Annotated in this window: 23 protein-coding genes; 20 read left to right on the plus strand and 3 right to left on the minus strand. The window is 49.8% G+C overall.

Features of this window, described 5'->3' with window-relative positions; translation table 11 throughout:
• The first annotated feature begins 100 nt into the window (after positions 1–100).
• From BLT35_RS16905 to BLT35_RS16930, 7 genes are all read left to right on the plus strand, one after another.
• Positions 101–622 (plus strand): substrate-binding domain-containing protein, encoded by a 522-nt coding sequence (locus BLT35_RS16905; protein WP_083351322.1) that lies wholly within the window; start codon positions 101–103, stop codon positions 620–622.
• A gap of 78 nt (positions 623–700) precedes the next feature.
• Complete coding sequence (locus BLT35_RS16910) at positions 701–2,203, plus strand: sugar ABC transporter ATP-binding protein (protein ID WP_175472006.1); 1,503 nt, start codon at positions 701–703, stop codon at positions 2,201–2,203.
• Positions 2,204–3,211, plus strand: coding sequence for an ABC transporter permease (locus BLT35_RS16915; RefSeq protein WP_074729080.1), 1,008 nt, complete (start codon positions 2,204–2,206; stop codon positions 3,209–3,211).
• Entirely contained in the window at positions 3,204–4,208 is a 1,005-nt protein-coding gene (locus BLT35_RS16920; RefSeq protein ID WP_074729082.1) for an ABC transporter permease, read from the plus strand. Before BLT35_RS16915 ends, BLT35_RS16920 begins: the two co-directional genes overlap by 8 nt.
• Before the next feature lie 297 nt (positions 4,209–4,505).
• On the plus strand, positions 4,506–4,667 hold the full coding sequence (locus BLT35_RS27345; protein ID WP_217634721.1) for a hypothetical protein: 162 nt from the start codon (positions 4,506–4,508) through the stop codon (positions 4,665–4,667).
• Between the two features lie 250 nt (positions 4,668–4,917).
• The gene (locus tag BLT35_RS27080; RefSeq protein ID WP_062410750.1) at positions 4,918–5,274 is read left to right on the plus strand and encodes a hypothetical protein; all 357 of its coding nucleotides are present in this window, start codon (positions 4,918–4,920) and stop codon (positions 5,272–5,274) included.
• The gene (locus BLT35_RS16930) at positions 5,271–5,711 is read left to right on the plus strand and encodes an NAD-binding protein (protein WP_074729084.1); all 441 of its coding nucleotides are present in this window, start codon (positions 5,271–5,273) and stop codon (positions 5,709–5,711) included. The genes BLT35_RS27080 and BLT35_RS16930 overlap by 4 nt, the downstream gene beginning before the upstream one ends.
• Positions 5,712–5,752: 41 nt before the next feature.
• Here the strand turns inward: BLT35_RS16930 and BLT35_RS16935 are convergent, their stop codons facing one another.
• Together BLT35_RS16935 and BLT35_RS16940 are read right to left on the minus strand one after the other, a co-directional pair.
• Positions 5,753–6,433: an LrgB family protein gene (locus tag BLT35_RS16935; protein WP_054820028.1), complete on the minus strand. Its 681-nt coding sequence runs from the start codon at positions 6,431–6,433 to the stop codon at positions 5,753–5,755.
• Positions 6,430–6,801 (minus strand): CidA/LrgA family protein, encoded by a 372-nt coding sequence (locus BLT35_RS16940; protein ID WP_062410753.1) that lies wholly within the window; start codon positions 6,799–6,801, stop codon positions 6,430–6,432. The genes BLT35_RS16935 and BLT35_RS16940 overlap by 4 nt, the downstream gene beginning before the upstream one ends.
• A gap of 120 nt (positions 6,802–6,921) precedes the next feature.
• On the opposite strand from BLT35_RS16940, the gene BLT35_RS16945 reads away from it, so the two are divergent.
• The 9 genes from BLT35_RS16945 (at position 6,922) to BLT35_RS16985 (ending at position 16,023) form a co-directional block, all read left to right on the plus strand.
• Positions 6,922–7,809 (plus strand): LysR family transcriptional regulator, encoded by an 888-nt coding sequence (locus BLT35_RS16945; RefSeq protein ID WP_074729086.1) that lies wholly within the window; start codon positions 6,922–6,924, stop codon positions 7,807–7,809.
• A 48-nt stretch (positions 7,810–7,857) separates the two neighbouring features.
• A complete protein-coding gene (locus BLT35_RS16950) occupies positions 7,858–8,862 on the plus strand; it encodes a zinc-binding dehydrogenase (protein WP_074729088.1) in 1,005 nt (334 codons plus the stop codon).
• Positions 8,863–9,047: 185 nt separating this feature from the next.
• Positions 9,048–9,239 (plus strand): hypothetical protein, encoded by a 192-nt coding sequence (locus BLT35_RS27605; RefSeq protein ID WP_054818421.1) that lies wholly within the window; start codon positions 9,048–9,050, stop codon positions 9,237–9,239.
• A 64-nt stretch (positions 9,240–9,303) separates the two neighbouring features.
• Complete coding sequence (locus BLT35_RS16960; protein WP_254777594.1) at positions 9,304–10,020, plus strand: iron-sulfur cluster assembly protein; 717 nt, start codon at positions 9,304–9,306, stop codon at positions 10,018–10,020.
• An 85-nt stretch (positions 10,021–10,105) separates the two neighbouring features.
• The gene (locus BLT35_RS16965) at positions 10,106–10,678 is read left to right on the plus strand and encodes a DJ-1/PfpI family protein (protein ID WP_062411149.1); all 573 of its coding nucleotides are present in this window, start codon (positions 10,106–10,108) and stop codon (positions 10,676–10,678) included.
• 108 nt (positions 10,679–10,786) lie between these two features.
• Positions 10,787–11,941, plus strand: coding sequence for a CdaR family transcriptional regulator (locus BLT35_RS16970; protein WP_235594223.1), 1,155 nt, complete (start codon positions 10,787–10,789; stop codon positions 11,939–11,941).
• Between the two features lie 54 nt (positions 11,942–11,995).
• Positions 11,996–13,435: a glycolate oxidase subunit GlcD gene (gene glcD / locus BLT35_RS16975; RefSeq protein ID WP_306274613.1), complete on the plus strand. Its 1,440-nt coding sequence runs from the start codon at positions 11,996–11,998 to the stop codon at positions 13,433–13,435.
• The gene (locus BLT35_RS16980) at positions 13,432–14,763 is read left to right on the plus strand and encodes a (Fe-S)-binding protein (protein ID WP_074729090.1); all 1,332 of its coding nucleotides are present in this window, start codon (positions 13,432–13,434) and stop codon (positions 14,761–14,763) included. The genes glcD and BLT35_RS16980 overlap by 4 nt, the downstream gene beginning before the upstream one ends.
• A 219-nt stretch (positions 14,764–14,982) precedes the next feature.
• Positions 14,983–16,023 carry an amidohydrolase family protein gene (locus BLT35_RS16985; protein WP_074729092.1) on the plus strand — a complete coding sequence of 347 codons (1,041 nt, stop codon included), beginning with the start codon at positions 14,983–14,985 and terminating at the stop codon, positions 16,021–16,023.
• A gap of 221 nt (positions 16,024–16,244) precedes the next feature.
• Here the strand turns inward: BLT35_RS16985 and BLT35_RS16990 are convergent, their stop codons facing one another.
• Positions 16,245–17,024 carry an IclR family transcriptional regulator gene (locus BLT35_RS16990; protein WP_062410759.1) on the minus strand — a complete coding sequence of 260 codons (780 nt, stop codon included), beginning with the start codon at positions 17,022–17,024 and terminating at the stop codon, positions 16,245–16,247.
• 243 nt (positions 17,025–17,267) lie between these two features.
• On the opposite strand from BLT35_RS16990, the gene BLT35_RS16995 reads away from it, so the two are divergent.
• The 4 genes from BLT35_RS16995 to BLT35_RS17010 all read left to right on the plus strand — a co-directional run bounded on the left by BLT35_RS16995 (position 17,268) and on the right by BLT35_RS17010 (position 22,169).
• Positions 17,268–19,079 carry a thiamine pyrophosphate-requiring protein gene (locus BLT35_RS16995; protein WP_083351325.1) on the plus strand — a complete coding sequence of 604 codons (1,812 nt, stop codon included), beginning with the start codon at positions 17,268–17,270 and terminating at the stop codon, positions 19,077–19,079.
• Positions 19,080–19,177: 98 nt separating this feature from the next.
• Entirely contained in the window at positions 19,178–19,741 is a 564-nt protein-coding gene (locus BLT35_RS17000; protein ID WP_054818425.1) for a TRAP transporter small permease, read from the plus strand.
• Entirely contained in the window at positions 19,738–21,015 is a 1,278-nt protein-coding gene (locus tag BLT35_RS17005; protein ID WP_074729095.1) for a TRAP transporter large permease, read from the plus strand. The genes BLT35_RS17000 and BLT35_RS17005 overlap by 4 nt, the downstream gene beginning before the upstream one ends.
• 47 nt (positions 21,016–21,062) lie before the next feature.
• Complete coding sequence (locus tag BLT35_RS17010; RefSeq protein ID WP_074729141.1) at positions 21,063–22,169, plus strand: TRAP transporter substrate-binding protein; 1,107 nt, start codon at positions 21,063–21,065, stop codon at positions 22,167–22,169.
• Positions 22,170–22,177 lie beyond the last annotated feature (8 nt).

A 22,177-nucleotide genomic window follows, 5' to 3' on the forward strand; every position in this document is an offset into this window, starting at 1 on the left:
GTGTGTTGTGCGCAAACATCACTTTACCAAGGGAGAAGCTCTTTTTCTATATCCGCTTTTTCCAATTCCTACACCCACGGAGATTTTACACTAACAAGACATCGGCGGAGAAGGAAAAGTGGCTGTTTTTAACGGTTTTTATGGGGTGCAGGCTTGCCGGATCCGCTACGATCTGTTGAAATATGTCGCTCAAGATTATCCGAAGGTCCAGTTTATTGAACCTGAATTACAGGACGTTATCCCTGGAACCATTGAAGATGCCCGCAAGAAGATTCAGGATCTGCTGCTCAAGTATCCGCAGAAGGGCGATCTGAGGGCGGTCTGGGCATGCTGGGACATTCCGGGAATTGGCGCTGCACAGGCCATCGATGCGGCAGGCCGTAAGGACATCAAGGTGTATGGCGCAGATGGGGAACCGGCTGCACTGGATCTGGTCGCTGACCCGAGCAGCTCTTTTACAGCCATTGCGGCGCAGGAGCCATACAAGGTCGGTCAAGCGGCTGTTGATACGGCGGCCCGTTTTTTGGCGGGACAGGCTGTACCGAAAACGGTATATCTGGATGCTTTCATAGTTACCAAAGAGAATGTGGCAGAGGCGAGAAAGAAGCTGGAGCCTAAGTAACCAGCCTTATTCCAAAGGGCAGGGGAATTTGCTGTCCTTTGAATGATTCCCATGCGTAAAGGAGCGAGAAACAGGTCTATGAGTGAAGCATACATCTTACAGATGCTGGGCATTCAAAAAGAGTTTCCTGGAGTTAAAGCGCTCCAGCATGTTGATTTTGAGCTTCGTCATGGTGAAATTCATGGCCTTGTTGGAGAGAACGGAGCGGGGAAGTCCACATTGATGAAAATATTGGCCGGGATTTACAGTCAAGACAGCGGAGAGATCCGGTTTCAAGGGCAACCGTTGGAGCGGCTGACGCCGAAGCTGGTAGAGAGGCTGGGCATCCACTTTATTCATCAAGAGCGGTATATTGTCCCTTATCTCACGGTGGCGGAATCTTTATTTCTGGGTATCGAGCCATCCGTCACGCCAATAAAATGGATGAAACGGCGATCGCTTGAGAAAGAGGCCGAAGCTCATCTGAAAGAGAAGGTGGGCTTATCGATTGCTGGCTATCGGCTGATCGGCGAACTGACGGTAGGCGAGCAGCAGTTGATTCAGGTTTGCCGTGCCCTGCTTCATCAACCGAAAATTATTGTGTTTGACGAGCCTACAGCGGTGCTGGCGAAACGCGAGGCCGATCGATTGTTTGAAATGATCCGCGATCTGAAGGAAAGAGGCATCGGGATTATTTATATCTCGCACTATTTGGGTGAAATTGTTCAAATTTGCGACCGGATCACGGTTTTTCGAAATGGAGCCAAAATCAATACGGTGGATACGAAGGGACTATCTATCGAGGATATTGTTTATATGATGGTGGGTCGGCGTTTAGAGGAGCAGTTTCCCGAGAAACACTTGGTCTCGGGCCATACCTTGTTGAATGTGAAAGGCTTAACTCACGAAACACAATTTCGCAATATCGATTTGCAAGTCCGCAGCGGTGAAGTTGTCGGCGTCACGGGATTAATGGGATCGGGGCATTCCAGCCTCGGACAGGCTCTATTCGATGGCGTCGGCCTGGTGGGCGGCCATATTGAAATTGAAGGCCGCCACATGGCCGGCATCAATCCGGAGCGGGCGGTATCTGCAGGCATCGGGTATTTGCCTGAAGATCGGCGCAGACAGGGGATTGTGCAAAATATGTCGGTTCGAGAAAATATCACACTCGCAAGTCTCAAAAAAATAAGTAAAGCGGGCGTCATTCGATTAAAACAGGAGTTTCGGAAAGCTGCCGAGCTCATCGAGCGGCTGGAAATTCGCACGCCGAATCAGGAAGCATCCGTGAATTATTTAAGCGGCGGCAATCAGCAGAAGGTCGTGCTGTCCAAATGGCTGAGCAGCGGGGCTAAATTGTACATTATGAACCAGCCTACAGCTGCGGTAGATGTAGGCGCCAAGGTGGAGATTTACTCGTTGATCAGCAGCTTGGTCAAGCAAGGGGCCGGCGTGCTTTTGGTCACTCAGGATTTGCAGGAACTGATAGGCCTGAGCAACAGAATTCTGGTCATGTACCGCGGAGAAATCATTCGTGAGCTGGATGGAAGTGACGTGACATCGGATGAGTTGATGCTCAGCTTGATGGGAGGAGGAACCTGAATGATTCCGGTAATCCGAAGGAGTAGCGGTACGAGTACGATTTCTTCAATTTCTTCATTTGTATTTAGGTATAGCGGTTATTTTACCTTTGTTCTTGTGGCCTTGTATTTTTCCGTTCGCTCCCCTGCTTTTTTGACGTTGAAGAATGTGCTGAATATTTTGCTTCAATCCAGCGCTTTGGGGATTATTGCCTGCGGCATGACAGCCGTTATTATCGGCGGCGGCAACCATGTCATTCGAGGGGGCATTGATTTATCACTGGGGAATAATCTCGCTCTCAATGCTGCCATTACAGCAGCGTTAATTAGTCACGGGTATTCGTTATGGGCGGCCGCCGGAGCAGCGCTTTTATCCAGTGTGGTTGTAGGGGTTATCAATGCGTTTGCTATAGTCAAACTGAAATTTATCCCGCTGCTGGGCACTCTTTCGGTTATGTATATATTACAAGGCGTGCAGCTGCTTATTACGAATAATAAAGTGATCAGCATATCCGAACCGACGTTGAATTTGATAGCGAACGGCGCCTTCCTGCACATACCGGTGCCGGTATGGATGTTTCTGATCGTAGGGGCGATGGCGTATGTGCTGTTCAATCATACCGTGTTCGGCAACTGGGTATACGCCGTCGGAGGAAATCCGGAAGCTGCCAGAGCGGCTGGTGTCCATGTCAATCTGACATTGGCTTTAACTTATATTATAGCCTCCATCACGGCGTTCATCGCCAGCTTAATTATTGTGGCCCGCTTATCGGGTACCGTAACCGGTATTGGAGATATCATGCTGCTGGATATCCTGCTGGCCGGGTTAATGAGCGCTGTCTTCAGCAAATTATCTGTGCCTAATATGGCAGGCGCGGTTCTTAGTGCGTTGTTTGTGGGGATGTTGTCCAACGGATTTACATTAATCAATGTTCCCACGTACTGGGTATTTGCGATTAAAGGCGCATTAATACTTGTGGCTGTTGCGATTACCACAACACAGCAAAGGAGGGTGAAGCCGCATGTCTAGGACGGCAGACAGAGATTTTATGCGGTATAGCACACTAGTGGCTTTATTTGCGGTCATCGTCACATTTTCAATCATTTCTCCGTCGTTTCTATCCTTCAGCAATCTTTCCAATATTTTAAGCCAGTCTGCCGTGCTTGCTTTAGTTGCCGTAGGCTTATGCTTTGTGATTGCTTCCGGGGGGATTGATTTATCGATTGCCGTTTCATTTGATATCGGAGCGATGGTTGCTGTCATGCTGCTGAAAGCGGGCTTTGGTTGGCTGCCTGCCATAACGATCGCGTTAGCTGCGGGAGTCCTGGTAGGCTTGTTTAACAGCTTGTTGATTGTCAGAGTAAGATTGTCGCCTTTTCTGGTCACCTTGGGAACGTTATTCATCGGTGAAAGCATAGAGAAAATTTTTACCCGAGGCGGGGAACCCGTCTATTTCCCGGGAATGAGCGAAGTGGTCAAGTTTTTGGGACGCGGCAGCGTATTTGTGTTTACCGGAGAGGATGGCGGGCGAATCGATATTAAGTTTTCAATCATCATCGCCATTGCTGCTGCGATTGGGGCTCATTTCCTGCTTAACAGAACGGTCTTCGGCCGTCATCTCTATGCGCTGGGAGACCAGAAGGAGGCTGCCGTACTCTCCGGCGTGCCTGTAAACAAGTATACCGTTTACGCTTTTGTATTGAGCGGTGTGATCTGCTCCTTTGCCGGTATCATCGGTTCTTCCGTGTTAACGTCATTCGTTCCCTTGAGCGGCCGATATTACTTATTGGATGCGATAGGTGCAGTATTTATAGGCAGTGCACTAAACCGTCAGGGCCATGCCAACATCCCGGGGACATTGATCGGCGTGCTGTTTTTTGGCGTGGTATCCAATGGGCTTAATTTATCGGGCATTAATTTTTACTGGCAAAGCGTAGCACGCGGCGTTCTAATCTTCCTTATCTTGTCTTGGGATTCTTTGGCTAAGAAGAGAAGGATAAGTTCTAGCAAGAGCAGATACGCATGATTTTAGGGGCGAGCCTAATGAAAGGCTGCGCCCCTTGTTTTAGTGGAGTTTGGAAGTTGTTGTAACTGAATTCGATTCTAAATATTTTGATTTACAAAAAAATATTATGGAAGTTTGAGTACACCTTTTTTCATTTAATGCCTAAATTAGAAGTTATCCTTCGATAAAATACGCGCAGTTTTCTCTATATTTATGATATCATTATTTGCCAAGACCATTGCCTACACCATGATCCATCACATTTCTGGATATGTTCTGGAACGATTGGAGTCGCATTTGCAGCATTGCTCTCAAACAATGGACGAGACTGTCACGAAGCCGTTTGCGGAATTGATCGAGATGGTCCGCTCCTGGCATTGGGAATTCTCTTCCTCTCTCCCCCACGACTGCTCACTGAACGGACTTTGGTTTGACGGGGGCTCGACGATGTATGTAGATGCTAGAGCTGAAGCTTTGTAAAGCAATGACTATGAATTGCTTTACTATACGACGTTGAATTTTGCCTTCTATAACTGGAGCGGCGCTTATTTTCGCCTCGGACTAATACCGAAGTCGAAGAAGACGCGGCAGTATCTTTATATTTATGACTTTTACCATTACTTCGGCCTGGCCTCGAACATGAAGTCACCACTGAATAAGAAGGATTTGATCCCGAAACGAGTATAACTAGGGCTATGATTTCTATAAGGGCCTCTACCCCAATTTCAATATGGATTATTATAAATTTTATCGAATTATGGATGCGAAAATAACCCGTAAAGACGGTGTATTCGAGCCCCCCTCCCGGCTAATGGCGACATTCTTGGAGGACTGGGTGAACGGGAGAATTACCCCTTCACCATGCAATACTCCCGCCGTGACGTTAAGGGAGGAGTCGTACTACGGGCTTACCGTGAAAATACGATGGCCCGGCTACAGATTCGTCCGTCAATTCGTTCCAGGCAAGCAGCCGAATTTCGGCGAAATGGGCTTCTGCCATTACGTAACAGACTACGAATATACATACTATTTCTACAAAACAGCCGACGTCTTCTACGCGGCCAATGGGCGATTCCCTTCGGTGTGAGTGAGCTCATCATTGCCTTCCTCAACTACCGGGGAGGCTTCTTATTCCAGTTCGATCCGGCTGGGGATACGATCGCTTTTCCTTCCCCCCGAAGCTGGGGCTTCGCAGATACGTTCCTGAAATTGCATGCGAATGCGGTGCAGGACGCCTATCCGCTCATCGCAAGCGCCATCGGGGAAGCGGCTGCCGCAGAGCTTCGCGCTTTTGCCAAGTTGCTCGAAGCGAAAGCGGCCAAATTGCTGGAGGAGGATTTCAGTACGCAATTTTCCGTGGGTTTAATGAACAAGGACTTGGCTTTATCCAGGCAATTGGCTGCTGAATTGAAGGTCCCGGCCTTGATGCTGGCGCAGGCAAAGGAGTTGTTTGTAATGGGGATGAACCGGGGATATCAAGATGAGGATGTTTCCGCGATGGTGAAACTGTACAGCCATTTTTAATTTGGCGGGTACCTTGGGCTCACGACCATAGGCCCCGTCCTTTACCGAAGCCACCAAATGATCCATGGCGCGACGCATAACGTGATGAATGCGGTCAGTATCATCGACACGACCGCGATGGAGCCGGAGACGGGACTATACTCTATCGCTTGCCGGATGCCGGCCGAGTGAGCGCTGGTTCCCAGGAGGATGCCGCGGGAGACGGGACTTTGAACATGGAACCACTTGATGATCAACGGACCGACGAGGATGCCGAGCAATCCGGTCATCAAGGTAGCAAGCGCGGTGACGGACGGAATGCCTCCGGTCATGCGGGTGACGGCAAGGGCGATGGGTGTCGTGGCGGAGTGCGGCGCAAGGCTGGAGACGAGCTCCGCATGTAAGCCGAACAGATGGGCGAGTCCGGCCGATGTTACGACGGCGGCGACGGAGCCGCAGCTGACGCTTGCGACGATGACATAAGCATGGTTTCGGAGCACGTCGAGATGCTTGTATAAGATGACGGCGAGCGCGATAGTAGCGGGCTCCATCATGCCGGTGAGCCATGCGCCTCCTTTGTTGTAGCTTTCAAAGGGCACGCCTGCGGCTTCAACGAGCGCGATGACGACGACCGGCGTAACCAGCAGTGGAGTCAAATACACCTTGGGAAACAGGATATACATGCGTTTGGACACCCAGTAAACCGCAACGGTGCAGCACAGCCAAAAGATCGCCTCCATCATTGGACCTGTCTCTCTTTCCGGGCGGACAGCCGCTGACCGACGAGGGCGCTGCAAAACATGACGGCGAGCACGCTAAGGATGATGATGCCGACGATGGCGATACCGTGATCCGCAAGCAAGCTTTTATAATTGATGATGCCTACGAAGGCGGGAATAAAAAACAGCAGCATTTCGGCAAGCAGCCATCTGGAGCCCAATTCGATCCACTCCAGGCGAATGACCCTGCTTTTCAGAAGCGCAAACAACAGCACGATCCCTACAATACTGCCCGGCACCGGGAAGCCGGACCATTGTACGATGGCGTCCGCTATTTTGGCAATCAGAACAAAAAACAATACCTGTACACCTGTAAGCAACCATGACTTCATGGACCGCACCCCTTCCGTCGTTGTTTAAAGTGAGTATACAAAGCGGGGTTCCATATGTAAAATGAATTTATAGAATTCAATTCATTCCATTTATTTATGGTTGTATGAGGGGGAATGCCGATGGAGCTGCGCCACTTGCAGTACATCGCAGAAATCGTGCGGTGCAGCAGCTTTACCAAAGCCGCGGAAAATCTAAATGTGACACAACCGACCATAAGCAAAATGATCCAAAATCTGGAGAATGAATTGAACGCAGACATTTTTGTCCGGAACGGAAGACAAATCCAATTGACGGATGTAGGCGAAGCGATCTTGAAATATTCCGGACCGATTCTGCAGATGTTCGAAAATTTAAAAACGGAAATCAATGACCTGACCTTCCTGAACAAAGGCAGCATTCGCATCGGTTTGCCGCCCATGGCGGGATCGAGCTTCTTCCCGGACGTGATTAAAAAATTTCAGGACCGTTATCCGGGGATCACGATGAAGATGGTGGAGGATGGCGCAAGAAAAATCGAGGAAAGCATCGAAGAAGGCTTGCTGGACGCAGGAATTTTGCTGCTGCCGGTCAATCAGGCGGTGTTCGATTGGTTTCCGATTTTTAATGATCGGCTCAAGGTCGTGATGCATCCCGCACATCCGTTAGCGGATCGGGAGCAAATTGAACTGGCCGAACTGGAGCAGGAACGGTTTATATTATTTAACAGCAATTTTACCCTGCATGATCGGATCAAGAATGCATGCCGTTCGGCGGGCTTCGTCCCCCGCATCGTATCCGAAAGCTCCCAATGGGATTTAATTCGGGAGATGGTAAGAGCCGATCTGGGCATTGCGTTTCTGCCGGACACCATCTGCCGCTTGTTGGATCCGGATAAAGTAAAAGCGATCCCGTTGGTACCTGAAATTCCGTGGCAGCCCGTGATGGCCTGGAGACGGAAGGGATATCAATCGTTGGCCGCAAGAGAATGGATCGCTTTCACAAAACAAATTTTTTCCGATTCTACTTGATTTTGCCAACTATTTTTGTAAATATAAGATTCATAAAGGAGTGATAGAATGAAGGCGATTGTACATGCAGGGAAGAGCGGATTGGACGGCTTATCCGTTCAGGAGATGGAAGAGCCGCAGCCTGGGGCGGGAGAGGTAAGGGTCAAATTAAGAACGGCGGGAATGAATCACCGGGATCTTTTTGTCCTCGAACGCCATAAGCCGACGGATCCGCCTGTCATTATCGGTTCAGACGGGGCCGGTGTCATCGATGCCGTCGGCGAAGGCGTAACGCACGTCCAAGTAGGAGACGAGGTGATCATTAATCCAAGTCTTGGATGGAAGGAGAACAGCGAAGCGCCTCCCGCGGGTTATGAAATTCTGGGGTTTCCCAAACACGGCACTTTTGCGGAAAAGGTCATTGTGCCTGGCGATAATGCCATCCTTAAACCCCGTTATTTAACTTGGGAGGAAGCCGGCGTGCTGTCTTTGGCGGCGCTCACAGCGTATCGCGCATTGTTTACGAGGGCTCGCATCCGGCCCGGCATGAAGGTGCTGATCCCGGGCATCGGCGGCGGTGCCGCTACGTTTCTTCTTCAGTTTGCCAAAGCGGCGGGTGCTACCGTATATGTAACCTCCCGATCGAAGGAGAAATGCAGGAAAGCCCTGGAATACGGTGCCGACCGCGCGATCGACAGTCATGACGATTGGGGCACGGCGCTTGACGGAGCAAAGGTGGATGTCGCCATTGAAAGCGTCGGCGCGGCTACATTTCATAAGTCGCTTGAACGGCTGCGTCCGGGAGGCACCATAGTCACGTTCGGCGCTTCCACGGGAGATGTCGTTCCATTCAATTTGCGCGACTTCTTCTATGGCCAGTATAATTTGTTGGGGACGACGATGGGAAGCGGGGAAGAGTATCGGGAGATGCTCCAATTTATTGAAACCCATCAAATCAAACCCGTGCTGGACCAAATGATGCCGTTGGAGCAATATGCGCAGGCGTTCGAACGGATGGAGCGCGCGGCACAGCTGGGCAAAATCGGGTTTTATGTCGGCTCCGGCGGCCATTAGATCGGGGCGGCCCCGATCTTTTTTTGTATGAACATACAAAAAATATAGCCCGTTATGCGGAATGTTGTTATATAAAAAACCATTTCTTTCTTCGCATCGAGACGGTATACTTCAAATCACAGTCATTTTTGTAAGCGTTTCCCTTTGTCGAATTCACTCTTTTTGAAAATCAAGGAGGAATGACCATGTACCGCTTACCGAACGGAGAGGAAATTTTCATCATTGACGGGCATATTGCCTTGTGGGACGGCAGCAAAGAGAACCGGTTGAACATTCAAGGAGAGCAGTTCAGTGAAGAAGAAAAACCTTGGGGAAAAATGCGGCAAGATTGTACAATATCGACATTGAAAGCCGCCACTGCGAACTGGCGATGGTGATCGCCGATGCCAATAAAATCGCGTACGCTTCTTTACGGCAGAACGTTGACAGGAGGTGCATGGGATGTTGCTGGCCAAGGAACAGCAGGTATACAAGCAGCTCGATCAGGTATATGACCCGGAGCTTGATCAACCCTTAACGGAATTGGGGTTTATCGACCATACGAAAATCGACGGTAATCAAGTGCAGGTCGTATTCCGTTTACCGACCTATTGGTGCTCGCCAAACTTCGCATTCATTATGGCGGAGGATATCCGGACCTCTATTTCCCAATTGGAATGGGTCCGGGAGGTCAAAGTGAATTTGATCGACCACTGTGCTTCCGATGAAATCAATCAAGGGGTTTCGAAGGGGAAGCGCTTCAGCGAATCGACCAGCCGGTTTGGAGCGTCCGACGGGGAGCTTGACGAGCTGCGGAGAACGTTTCAAATCAAAGCGTTCTATGCCCGGGAGGAAAAGCTGATCAAGCATTTATTGGCTCAGGGTTTGTCGAAAGAAGTGATCATTGCCATGACCTTGGAGCAGCTGCATCAGCTCCCGCTCACAGAAGAGGGGCAGAACATGCGATCCAGATATGTAGAGAAGAAGGCGCAGCTCAACCACGCCGGGTTTTGGGCCTTTACCACTCCCGAAGGAGAGGCTTTAACGCCGGAAGGGTTTGCGGATTACCTGCTGGGCGCCAAAAGAACAAGATTGAGCATGGAGTTTAACGGCCATTATTGCCGCGGTCTGTTAGAGGCCCGCTACGATTTGGAGGCCACGGCCACGGAGGGGACATAAGCAGCGCAGCTCCCATTGCTGTCGGGAATGTTCATAACATTCTTGATCATATATTAAACAAACTCAAAAAGGATCGGTGATGAAGATGAGTAAAAAGGTGCTTATCCTGACTGGTGATGCTGTAGATTGCCTGGAAGTTTTCTATCCTTACTATCGCTGTCTGGAGGAGCAAATCGATGTGACAATTGCTTCGCCTACGAAAAAGAAGCTTCAAACGGTTTGTCACGATTTCCTTCCGCAGATGGAAACCTTCACCGAGTTGACCGCATATAGAATCGATTCGCATGCTTCTGTCGACGACATTAACCCGGCGGATTTCGACGCGCTGATTATCCCCGGCGGACGCGCCCCGGAATATATCCGCATGAACCCAAAAGTGCAGGAAATTACGGCCCACTTCCTCCAGGAAAACAAGCCGATGGGCGTCATCTGCCACGGTCAGCTGGTGTTGACGACCGTGCGCGAGCATATCCAGGGCCGTTCGATGACCGCTTACACTTGCTGCCGTCCTGAAGTGGAAGCGGCGGGAGCCCATTATGTCGAGAAGATGCTTGTCGTTGACGGCAACCTGGTAACGGGGCATGCATGGCCGGATCTGCCGGGCTTTATGAGAGAATTCTTCCATCTGTTGAATGCGGATAAGAAAGTAGCGGTGTAATCGTGTTCGGGCAGCTGGTTACACGTAGTTGATGCCTTGGAACCAGTGCGCTCCGGCTTAATACCGGAGCGCGCTGGTTTTTCCTGTTTATCACTTTTAGAAAGCTTGGTGATTCGTCTGCAATTACTACCGGAATTAGCCAAAAAAATCATCCATGAAGTGGAATCGGCCATGACCGAGCATCTGATCGTTGTCAACGGTCAGGGGATCATTATCGCCTCGACGGACAAAAACCGGATCGGTTCATTTCATGAGGGTGCGACGCTTGTCATGAAGTCCGGACATAGGCTGCATATTACCGAAAGGGATGCCAAGCGGCTAAAAGGAGTGAAGCCGGGAATCAATCTGCCGATTTACTACAACAAGAAGGTGATTGGCGTCATTGGTATCACAGGTACTCCCTCGGTTGTTGAACCCTACGCGGAGCTGCTGCGAAGAATGACGGAGCTCATTATTAGAGAAGCCCTGCAGAAAGAGAAGGAAGAGCGGGAAACAAGGGGGCTCGAATCCTTTTTTTACGAGTGGATTCATATCCAGGACGTGGATCAGGAGTTTATCAATCGCGGCCAAATCCTGGGGGTTTCCGTTGAGATTCCGTACATTTGCGTCCTTTTCCAGGTGGATGTCAACCACCGCGACGAGGTGCTTCGGGAAGCGCAATCGCTGATGGCCGACTTTTTTCTAAGAAATTTTGAACGCGATCCGACCGATTTTTTCATTCGCTGGGGCAACGGAAAATTCATTCTGATTAAAGATGCCAAAAATCAAAATGCGCCCAAAATGCTTTCCCGGGAATTGACCAAATGGCATCAATATTTTAAAAAGCATTACGGGATTAATTTGGCCGTCGGCGTGGGCAAGACCATCGAACCCTTCAAAATGAACCATACGTACAACGAAGCGAAGAAGGCGTTGAAGGTGGCGCAAAAGCATCATGAGATCGTTTATTACGAGGATTTGCTGCTGGATATCGTGTTGGAGGAGATCAGCGTAAAAACAAAGCATGAGTTCATCAACCGGATTTTATCGGAAATCCAATCGGATCAAGAGCTTCTGGAGACAATCCGCGTTTATTATAAAAAGCAATTGTCCATTAAAGATAGCGCGGATGCGCTTCATATTCACATTAATACGCTGCACTACCGGCTCAACCAGATCAAGGAGCTTACAGGCATCAACCCCAAATGCCCGGAAGGCATTACGTTATTTTTAATTGCGCTCTCCTTATTGAAATTAGATAATCATCCAATAAATGAGGATTGATATTAAGGATCTTTGTGTTTTCGCACATGGTTATTTAAAAGGGCTCTTCCTATAATGGTGATAACGAAAGGAGGACTTCTTGTGATTCCACCAGCAATAAGAAGCCAGCTTATAGAAATTGTCGGAAGCGCCCGGTATCATGACTCGAATGAAGCGAGATTGTCCTATTCGTATGATGCGACGCCGAACTTTCAGGCGCTTCCCGACGCCGTCATCATGCCCAAGAGCAAAGAAGAAATCCAGGCGGTTTTAAAAATATGCAATGAGCATGGAATCCCGATTGTACCCAGAGGCTCCGGCACCAATTTAAGCGCCGGTACATGCCCGACCCAGGGCGGCATTGTTCTTGTGTTCAATCATATGAACCGGATTTTGGAAATTGACGAAGAGAATTTAACCGTTACGGTGCAGCCGGGCGTCATTACGAAGCAATTAATTGAAGCCGTGGAGGCCAGGGGGTTGTTTTATCCCCCGGACCCCAGCTCGATGAAAATCTCAACCATCGGCGGCAACATTAATGAATGCTCGGGAGGGCTTCGGGGTTTAAAATACGGTGTCACCAAGGACTATGTCCTTGGGCTGGAAATCGTTCTGCCGAATGGAGATTGCATTCGAACGGGCGGGAAATCGCCCAAGGATGTGGCGGGATACGATCTAACAAAGCTGTTTGTCGGCTCCGAGGGGACGCTGGGCGTCATAACGGAAGCCACGCTAAAGCTCATTCCCATCCCGGAAACGAAAAAAACGATGCTGGCGCTTTTCGAAGATCTCGACGCGGCGGCCAGAACGGTATCGGCGATTATTTCAAACCGGATTATCCCGGCCACGCTCGAATTTCTGGATCAGCCTACGTGTAAAGTCGTTGAGGATTTCGCAAAGGTCGGTTTACCGACCGATGTGAATGCGGTGCTGCTCATTGAGCAGGATGGGCCGTTGGAGGTCGTGGAACGGGACATGGAACAAATCGCCCGAATTTGCAAGGAAGGGCATGCGGTATCCGTGAAAATCGCCCAATCGAAGGCGGAAGCCGAAGCATTAAGCACGGCCAGGCGATCCGCGTTATCTGCGCTCGCGCGGTTGAGGCCTACGACGATTCTGGAGGATGCGACGGTCCCTCGGTCGAAAATTAGCGAAATGGTGCGTGCCATTAATCAGATTGCAGAAAAGTACAATGTAACGATTTGTACCTTCGGTCATGCCGGTGACGGAAACCTGCACCCCACCTGTTTGACGGATGGAAGAAACAAGGAAGAGATGCACCTCGTTGAAAAAGCGTTCGAAGAAATTTTCCGGAAGGCGATCGAGCTAGGAGGTACCATTACCGGAGAGCACGGCGTTGGCGAGATGAAGCGGCCTTATTTATCGTTAAAGGTTGGAGAGGAAGGCGTAGCGGCGATGAAAGCCGTCAAACAAGCCTTTGATCCGAACGGAATCATGAATCCCGGCAAAATGTTCGCAAAAGACGCCCGCAAAAGAGTGGTGATGACCAGATGAACCGGCAGGTGCAGAGTGAGATTCGACAGGGCTTCAAAGAACAGCTGGATTACAACGAGCTAATGAATTGCATGAGATGCGGCTTCTGCCTTCCGACCTGTCCGACTTATGGCCAAACCGATCAATATGAAGCGGCGTCTCCGCGCGGCCGGATCGCTCTCATGAAGGGGGTCGTCGACGGGGTCATTGAACCGGACGAAGATGTGGAGAAGCAGCTGAATCTTTGCCTCGGCTGCCGGGCTTGTGAGCCGGTTTGTCCGTCCGGTGTGAAATACGGCCATCTGCTTGAGGAAGCTCGGGATGTGATTCAGCAAAAGAAAAAGCATAAAATGCACGCGAAGGTGATGCTGTGGCTTGTGTTTAAACAATTGTTTCCGCACAAAGACCGGATCAAGCGACTGCATTATTTCCTTAGGTTCTATCAAAAGAGCGGTCTGCAGCGCATCGTTCAAAAAAGCAAATTGCTGCATATCCTGCCCGGGAACATTGCGGAGCTTGAGCGAACGATACCGCCCATCGCAAGCGCCGGCGCGTTGAACAACCGTCCTGCCTATCTTCCTGCCGAAGGGCAAGCAAAGAAGAAGGTCGCTTTTTTCTCAGGTTGTCTTATGGATACGATGTTCATGGAAACCAACGATGCCACGATGAAGCTGCTTCAGAAGGCAGGCTGCGACATTGTGATTCCTTCCGGCCAGGGATGCTGCGGCGCCTTGCACGCACACGGCGGAGAGAAAGAGATGGCCAAGCGGTTAGCCAAGGCCAACATCGAGGCCTTCGAATCGCTGGACGCGGACTATATCGTCCTGAATGCAGGCGGATGCGGTGCCTTATTGGTTGAATACGATCACTTGCTGAGGGATGAAGAGGAATGGAGAGAGCGAGCCAAAGCATTCGCCGGCAAAGTAAGGGATTTCTCCGAAATTCTTGTTGAGCTTCAATTTGCCGAAAGGGAACTTTCGCTGCCGGAACAAGTGATTACGTATCAGGATTCCTGCCATCTGCGGAATGTCATGGGTACAGCCAGTGCCCCGCGGACATTGCTGGCCTCGATTAAAGGCGTTCAATATCGTGAGATGGAAGAGGCCGATCATTGCTGCGGATCTGCGGGGGTCTACAATATTACGGAGAAAGAAATGTCGATGCAAATCTTGGACTATAAAATGGAAAAGGTGAACAAAGTACGTGCGCAAACGATCGTGACGGCCAATCCGGGCTGCCTGTTGCAGATGCGGCTGGGCATTATTCGGGAGGGTGCGGAGGAGAGAATGAGAGCCGTGCATCTGGCCGACCTGCTGCTGGAAGCGGTGAACGGCCAAGGCGTTTCCTGATGGTTCTTCCTACAGAAATGATCCGACGTTTGGTATCGTTTTTTATATAGATATACATTTTATTCGGTTCCGGCAATGACTATACTTGAAGTAAGCATTGGGAACGGAACATCATGCGCTCCATGAGTTTTAGTGGGAGGACGGTTGGGGGCATGATGTCTTCGATCTATGTTGTAAGCGTTTCCCTGTGCTTGTGATACCTTTCAAGGAGGAATGACCATGTACCGCTTACCGAACGGAGAGGAAATTTTCATCATTGACGGGCATATTGCATTGTGGGACGGCAGCAAAGAGAACCAGTTGAACGTTCAAGGAGAGCAGTTCATCCATTGCTTTTACGATTATCACAAAAAAATGACCCCGAAGGAGTATTTGTGGCCGAAGGACAAATTCCTGAAATACGATGCCGGCACGCTGATCGATGATGTGTTTGTCAAAGGCTACAGCGACATGGCCATCTTTCAGCCGGTCTATTTGAAGGAGTTTTACAAGAACGGCTTCGGCGATCCGGACATCAACGATGCGCTTGCGCGGCAGTATCCGGGCCGGTTCATCTGTAACGGAACGTTCGATCCGCGCCATGGAGAGCGCGGCCTGGAGCAGCTCGAGAAGGATCATGAGAAATACCGGTGGCCCGGTGTCAAGCTGTACACGGCCGACTGGTATAAGGGCTCGAAAGGATATAAATTAACGGACGACTGGTCTTATCGCTACCTGGAGAAATGCGTCGAGCTCGGGATCAAGAACATTCACGTACACAAAGGGCCGACGATCATTCCGCTGAACCGCGATGCGTTCGACGTTGCCGATATCGACGATGTGGCCAGCGCGTTCCAGGATTTGAATTTCATCGTCGAGCACGTCGGGCTTCCGCGGCTGGAGGATTTCTGCTGGATTGCGACGCAGGAGAAGAACGTATACGGCGGCTTGGCGATTGTCATGCCTTTCATCCATACGCGTCCCCGCTATTTTGCGGAAATCATCAGCGAGCTGCTGTACTGGATCGGCGAAGACCGGATCCTGTTCGGAAGCGACTATGCGATATGGGAGCCGGGCTGGATGATCGAGAAGTTCATCGCGATGGAGCTGCCGGAAGATATTCAGAAGGAAACCGGCGTAACGCTCGATTTGAATGTGAAGAAGAAAATCCTCGGAGAAAATGCGGCAAATTTGTACAACATCGACATCGAGAGCCAGAAGGAAAAACTGCGCCACTGCGAACTGGCGAAGGTGATAGCCGACGCCAATAAAATCGCGTAAGCCTTTTGGTTTCACGGATGATATGCCGGCTTGATCGGGAACGGCCGCAGTATGGGCAGGCATGTGGATTGGCTTGGGCATCATGTGGGGTTTGGGGACAATATATGGCTGGAAACTGCAATAAGGGATGCTGCCGCGGGCAGCATCCCTTATCTTTTTCAGTAATTCATACTATTAAAATGTAAAAAAAATGTAATATTATAAGACTTTTCGGCCGCTGGTCATGGCGGTTTAAGCTGTTGAAAGCGCAGGGAGATTTCTTTGGCTGCCTGTAATACGAGCTTTGTCAAGAGCGGGAGGGCGTCTTTGGATATGCGCTGGACGGGGCCCGGAATGCTCACGGTGGCGATGACTTGTCCCCGCGAATTGCGAATCGGGGCGGCTACTGAAGCGATGCCCTCATGCAATTCCTCTACACTCACCGAGAAACCCTGCTCCCGGACTTTGTCCAGTAATGCGTGCATTTGCTTTACGTCCGTGATCGTTTTACGGGTGTAAGCCTTCAACCCCTTGCTGAACAAAAGGTTCACGGTTTCCTTCGGTTGATAAGCCAAAAACACCTGACCTGAACTCGTACAATGGGCCGGCACCCGGCTTCCTATCATCGAGAGAGAAGCATGGGTGTTTATGCCATCAATGCGATTGAGAAAAATAACTTCGCCATCCCGAAAAATACCGATATGGATGGATTCTTTCGTTTTTTTACCCAGTTGGCGGATAACGGGCAGCGCCGTTTGATGAAGGGGCATGGTGGAAGTGACGATATTGCTGATGGCCAGAATCGAAATGCCCAGTCGGTACAAATTCGTATTCGGGTCCTTGGCGATGAAGCCTTCACCTGCCAATGTGGTTACCAAGCGGTGAACGGTGCTTTTGGCAATCCCCAGCTTCTCGGACAGTTCGCTGATGCCCAATTCGGCTTCTTCCGGGGAGAAGGCGTTCAAGAGGCGCACCGCGTTTTGAACAGAACTAAAGCGCTTGCCGCCTTGATGAGGCCGCATCACGATTTCCTCCTTATATCCGGGTACTACGCTATTCCACGGCCCTCCTTTAATACGTATTTTATTTCATTTGTTTAATATAGAAGAAAATTAAAGTTTCGCAAAATACACTCTGATACTATTATAGATTCCAATAACGTTATTTGTAATCGCTTTAAAAACCTGTGCAGGGTGAAAATGTAAATATTTTTGCGGTGAGCAGAGGGAACACGATTGAATTTCATATTGGAAAGGCGGTTTACCATGGAACCATCATCCCCGAATAACCAATCCGCAGTAACTTATGAGCTAAAGGATGGTTTGGACAACAAGGCAGCAAGTAAATTTACTACGGCTTCCGCTTTAATGGAATCGCTTCATGAGGCCGGCGTTTCCTGTATTTTCGCCAATTTGGGAAGCGATCACCCCGCTCTCATCGAAGAATGGGCACAGGCCCAATTACAAAACAAGAACTACCCCCGCATTATTATTTGTCCGCACGAATTCGTCGCTTTAAGCGCTGCCCATACCTACGCCCAAGTCAGCGGACGGCCGCAAGCGGTATTTATCCATGTGGAATGCGGCACCCAAAATCTCGGCGGATCCGTACATAATGCGGCAAAAGGCAGGGTGCCTGTGCTTATTTTTGCCGGCGCTTCTCCGTTTACTCAGGAAGGCGAGCTTGTCGGAAGCCGAAATGAACATATTCATTGGATTCAAGACGTGTTTGATCAACGCGGTATTGTGCGGCAGTATATGAAGTACGATAATGAAATCCGCACCGGAAAAAATGTGAAGCAGCTTGTCCATCGGGCACTGCAAATAGCGGAAAGCGACCCGAAAGGGCCGGTATACCTCATGGCCCCGCGCGAAGTGCTGGAGGAAGAGATCGAACGGTCTTCCTTCCGGACGCAAGGCTGGGAACCGCTGTCCCCGAGTGCCATTCCCCCGGAGAAGATTGCCGAGATCGCGAACGATTTGCTGCATGCCCAAAAACCGCTAATCGTCACCTCTTATTTAGGAAGAAACAAGCAGGCGGTTCCGGAGCTTGTCCGATTGAGCGAGCGTTTAGCCGTTCCGGTACTGGAATCAGCGCCTTATTATATGAACTTCCCCGGAGATCATCCTCTTCATGTAGGCTATCAGTGGAATCATCCGGAGCAAAATGAAATCCTTGCCGAAGCGGATCTGGTTCTTGTGATCGACAGCGATGTGCCCTGGATTCCGCTGCACAATCAACCGGCCAAAGACTGTACGGTTTACTTTATAGACGTTGACCCATTAAAAGAAAAGACACCTTTATGGTATATCCCGTCCAAAAGATTTTATAAGGCCGATTCATTCGCGGCTCTTCAGCAGTTGAACGCTTATTTCAATACAATCCATCATTTGATCGATGAAAAAGCTGTCCGGGAGCGCAACCAATATTTCACCCTGATTCATCACCGGCAAAGGGAAGAATGGAGGAGCCTGGAGCAGCTGGACGACAGCGACATCATTACGCCGGAGTATCTTACTGCCTGTATCCGTGAAGCCATAGATGAGGATACGATTGTGCTGACCGAAACGATTACCAATTATGCAACCGTCAGCAAGCATTTACCGCGCAATACACCCGGAACCTTGCTGGGAAGCGGTGCGAGCGCTTTAGGATGGCACGGGGGAGGGGCGATTGGCGCCAAGCTTGCTGCGCCGGATAAAACCATCGTCAGCCTTACGGGGGACGGTTCCTATATATTCAGTAATCCGACACCCGTTCATTGGGTGGCGAGGAAATACAATACCCCTTTTCTGACCGTTATTTACAACAATCATGGATGGGGCGCGCCCAGAATGTCTACGCTCGGTGTCCATCCCAACGGCGTAGCCCGCCAGACGGACCAATTCTGGGTCAATTTCGATCCATCGTCCGAATTGGCCAAGGTGGCCGAAGCCGCCGGCGGAGCGTATCCCAGATTGGTTGAAAAACCAAGTGAATTAAAGGAGGCCATAGTCAGCGCTCTGCACATGGTCAAAGGAGGGCGGTCTGCTGTGCTTGATGTGCGTTTGCCGCAAGTATCCAAGCAGCAGCACTGAATGTTGAACACGAGGGTTCGGATTCTCAAAGAGGATGGTTGGACAAAAGGCGCGGCGGGACATCTTACGAATATGATTACTCCTATGGAGGGAATCAGATGAAGAACATATCCAAATGGTTAGGTAACGCTTTGAACATTTTGATGGCGTTTTCCCTATTATTTATGTGCATTCTGGTACTGGGCAATGTGATTTTGCGGTATGTGTTTGATTCGGGGATCACCTGGTCTGAGGAAATGTCCCGTTTCTTATTTGTGTGGATGATCTTCTTGGGATCGATCGGGGCCTTGAAGGATAATGAACATCTCGGGGTAGAGATGCTGGTCAAAAGACTGCCGCCTTCCATGAAAAAGATCGCCTATATCATCAGCCATGTGTTGATTCTCTTTGCCTTGTTGTTGATTTTACAAGGAAGCTGGAAGCTGATTTTGCTCAATATGGACAGCAATGCGCCTGCTACAGGAATACGGATGTCCTATGTATACGCGATTGGCATCATCATGAGCTTAGGTATGGCCCTTGTGGTTATGATCAAAATGTACAAAGTGCTGCTCCGCAAATCTGCCATAGATAAAGCTGTTCGCATGAAAGAATCGGAAGAAGAGATGCTCGGGCCTGTATACGAAAAGAGGCAGACGCTTTCGGGAGGGAACCAACCATGACAATGACGATTTTCCTCGGTTCACTCTTGGGCTCTATGGCTCTTGGAACGCCTATTGCTTTCGCGCTGTTAATTAGCGGTGTGGCTTTAATGATCCAATTGAATATGTTCGACAGTCTGATCATTGCCCAGAATTTGATTAACGGAGCGGACAGCTTCCCGCTAATGGCTGTCCCGTTCTTTATTCTCGCAGGCGAATTGATGAATGCAGGGGGGATTTCCACTCGTATTATCAACTTTGCATTGTCGTTCGTCGGACATATACGCGGAGGATTGGGTTATGTCGCCATCATTGGAAGCGTCTTGTTTGCCGGTTTATCCGGGTCGGCTTTGGCCGATACGGCGGCGCTTGGCGCAATCCTGATCCCGATGATGGTAAAGGCCGGGTATGATCGCAATCGATCGACCGCTTTGATTGCATCGGGCGGTATTATTGCGCCAATTATCCCTCCGAGCATTCCGATGATTATTTTCGGCGTGACCAGCGGTGTATCGATTACCAAGCTGTTTATGGCCGGTATTGTCCCCGGGCTTCTGATTGCATTAGGGCTAACCATTGCTTGGACCCTGGTCGTTCGTAAAGATAAGGTAGCCGTTTTCCCCCGCAAGTCTGTAAAAGAAATGTGGCATGCAACCAAACAAGCCGTTTGGGCGCTCCTCCTGCCGGTGATTATTATCGGGGGATTGCGCGGGGGGATATTCACACCAACGGAAGCAGCGGTGGTTGCGGCTTTCTATGCCTTTCTCGTCGGCTTCATCATCTACCGTGAATTGAAAATCCAGCACTTGTTCCGTGTCTTTGTGGCTTCAGCAAAAGTGACGAGCGTGGTCATGTTTTTGGCGGCTGCCGCGATGGTTTCCGCTTGGCTGATTACGATAGCAGATATTCCCATTCTTTTGGTGGATATGCTGGGACCGTTGATTGAGAACAAATTGCTGCTGCTCATTGCGATTAATATCTTGGTATTACTTGTTGGGACGGCTATGGATCTTACACCCACTATTCTGATTTTGACCCCGATCCTCATGCCGATTATCGAACAGGCCGGGATTGATCCGGTTTATTTCGGAGTCCTTTTCGTTCTAAATAACTGTATCGGTTTGCTAACCCCGCCTGTGGGGGCCGTATTGAACGTCGCTTGCGGTGTCGGCAAGGTGGATATGGAAGGCATATTGAAGGGAATTTGGCCTTTTTTGCTGGTTGAAGTGCTGATTTTGTTTCTGCTGATCCTCTTTCCGTCTATCGTAACCGTTCCGCTAGGATGGTTCACTTGAGAGAAGGAAGGCTTCAATATCAAATCCACATGAAACGAGGGAAGGCTATGAAAAAATGGTTAAAACCGCTCGTAATTGGATTAACTGTACTTAGCTTACTTGTAGTCACAGGCTGTGGAAATGCCGGAAGCGGGGGAACTCAAGGCGGTAACGGAGATAGCGGTGCAAATGTCGCCAATGGAGCATCAACGCCGGCAGCAGCTAAAGCCCAAGATTCCGCCAATGTGAAAACGCGCGTGATGAAAGCCGGAATTGTCAGTCCTAAAGGCCACCCGCAGGGGCTCGGTTTGGAGAAATTCGCGGAACTCGTCGAGCAAAAAAGCGGTGGGAAAATGAAGGTTCAACGATTTTATGATGCATCGCTTGGTGATGATAAGAAAATGATGGAAGCCGTGCAGGGCGGCCTGCAGGAGGTAGCGGGAATCACGACCCCGCCCATATTCGGCACGATCAAAGCATTCGGTATTTTCGATTTTCCTTTCGTAATTAATAATGAAAAACAAGCGGATGCCGTCATGGATGGGCCTATCGGCCAAAAATTGATGGATTTACTGCCGCAGCACAAAATCATTGGATTAAGTTATTGGGAAAACGGATTCCGCAGTATCACCAACAGCAAGCACCCGATTACGAGGGTAGAAGATTTTAAGGGAATTAAGATTCGGACGCTGCCTAACCCCATCCATTTGGAGATGTTTAAAACGCTGGGAGCCAATCCGACGCCGATGGTCTTTTCCGAAGTATTCTCCGCTTTGGAGAGCAAAGCCATTGACGGACAAGAAAACTCCTTTGCGGTGGTCGAATCCCATAAGCTGTATGAGGTTCAAAAATATTTAACTATCACGAATCATCTGTATGCTCCGACCATCCTCATATTCAGCAAGAAATATTGGGATCAATTGTCGGATGAAGAAAGAAAGATTGTTCAGGAAGCCGCTGCAGAATCCGGTAAATTTCAGCGGGAAACCAACAGAGCGATGGCCCAGGAAACATTGGAGAAGTTGAAGGCCGCCGGTATGCAAGTGAATGAAATGTCACCTGAAGAAAAAGCCAAAATGCAACAGCTCACCCGACCGCTAATTGATAAGTTCTCCAAAGAAATTGGCGAAGATTTGGTGAAGGAGCTCTTCAAGGAATTGGATAGTGTCAAATAATCAGCTTG

The organism is Paenibacillus naphthalenovorans, assembly GCF_900099895.1.
GTDB classification, from domain to species: Bacteria; Bacillota; Bacilli; order Paenibacillales; family NBRC-103111; genus Paenibacillus_G; species Paenibacillus_G naphthalenovorans.

Bases quoted from the DNA above. Each gene is read 5' to 3' on its own strand.
- BLT35_RS16960 (WP_254777594.1), top strand. From the start codon at position 9,304: ATGTTGCTGGCCAAGGAACAGCAGGTATACAAGCAGCTCGATCAGGTA.
- BLT35_RS16990 (WP_062410759.1), bottom strand. From the start codon at position 17,024: ATGCGGCCTCATCAAGGCGGCAAGCGCTTTAGTTCTGTTCAAAACGCG.
- BLT35_RS16985 (WP_074729092.1), top strand. From the start codon at position 14,983: ATGTACCGCTTACCGAACGGAGAGGAAATTTTCATCATTGACGGGCAT.
- BLT35_RS16945 (WP_074729086.1), top strand. From the start codon at position 6,922: ATGGAGCTGCGCCACTTGCAGTACATCGCAGAAATCGTGCGGTGCAGC.
- BLT35_RS17010 (WP_074729141.1), top strand. From the start codon at position 21,063: ATGAAAAAATGGTTAAAACCGCTCGTAATTGGATTAACTGTACTTAGC.
- BLT35_RS16995 (WP_083351325.1), top strand. From the start codon at position 17,268: ATGGAACCATCATCCCCGAATAACCAATCCGCAGTAACTTATGAGCTA.
- BLT35_RS16935 (WP_054820028.1), bottom strand. From the start codon at position 6,433: ATGATGGAGGCGATCTTTTGGCTGTGCTGCACCGTTGCGGTTTACTGG.
- BLT35_RS16980 (WP_074729090.1), top strand. From the start codon at position 13,432: ATGAACCGGCAGGTGCAGAGTGAGATTCGACAGGGCTTCAAAGAACAG.
- BLT35_RS27345 (WP_217634721.1), top strand. From the start codon at position 4,506: ATGGACGAGACTGTCACGAAGCCGTTTGCGGAATTGATCGAGATGGTC.
- BLT35_RS16915 (WP_074729080.1), top strand. From the start codon at position 2,204: ATGATTCCGGTAATCCGAAGGAGTAGCGGTACGAGTACGATTTCTTCA.
- BLT35_RS27605 (WP_054818421.1), top strand. From the start codon at position 9,048: ATGTACCGCTTACCGAACGGAGAGGAAATTTTCATCATTGACGGGCAT.
- BLT35_RS16950 (WP_074729088.1), top strand. From the start codon at position 7,858: ATGAAGGCGATTGTACATGCAGGGAAGAGCGGATTGGACGGCTTATCC.
- BLT35_RS17000 (WP_054818425.1), top strand. From the start codon at position 19,178: ATGAAGAACATATCCAAATGGTTAGGTAACGCTTTGAACATTTTGATG.
- BLT35_RS16940 (WP_062410753.1), bottom strand. From the start codon at position 6,801: ATGAAGTCATGGTTGCTTACAGGTGTACAGGTATTGTTTTTTGTTCTG.
- BLT35_RS17005 (WP_074729095.1), top strand. From the start codon at position 19,738: ATGACAATGACGATTTTCCTCGGTTCACTCTTGGGCTCTATGGCTCTT.
- BLT35_RS16920 (WP_074729082.1), top strand. From the start codon at position 3,204: ATGTCTAGGACGGCAGACAGAGATTTTATGCGGTATAGCACACTAGTG.
- BLT35_RS27080 (WP_062410750.1), top strand. From the start codon at position 4,918: ATGGATTATTATAAATTTTATCGAATTATGGATGCGAAAATAACCCGT.
- BLT35_RS16910 (WP_175472006.1), top strand. From the start codon at position 701: ATGAGTGAAGCATACATCTTACAGATGCTGGGCATTCAAAAAGAGTTT.
- glcD (WP_306274613.1), top strand. From the start codon at position 11,996: ATGGTGATAACGAAAGGAGGACTTCTTGTGATTCCACCAGCAATAAGA.
- BLT35_RS16965 (WP_062411149.1), top strand. From the start codon at position 10,106: ATGAGTAAAAAGGTGCTTATCCTGACTGGTGATGCTGTAGATTGCCTG.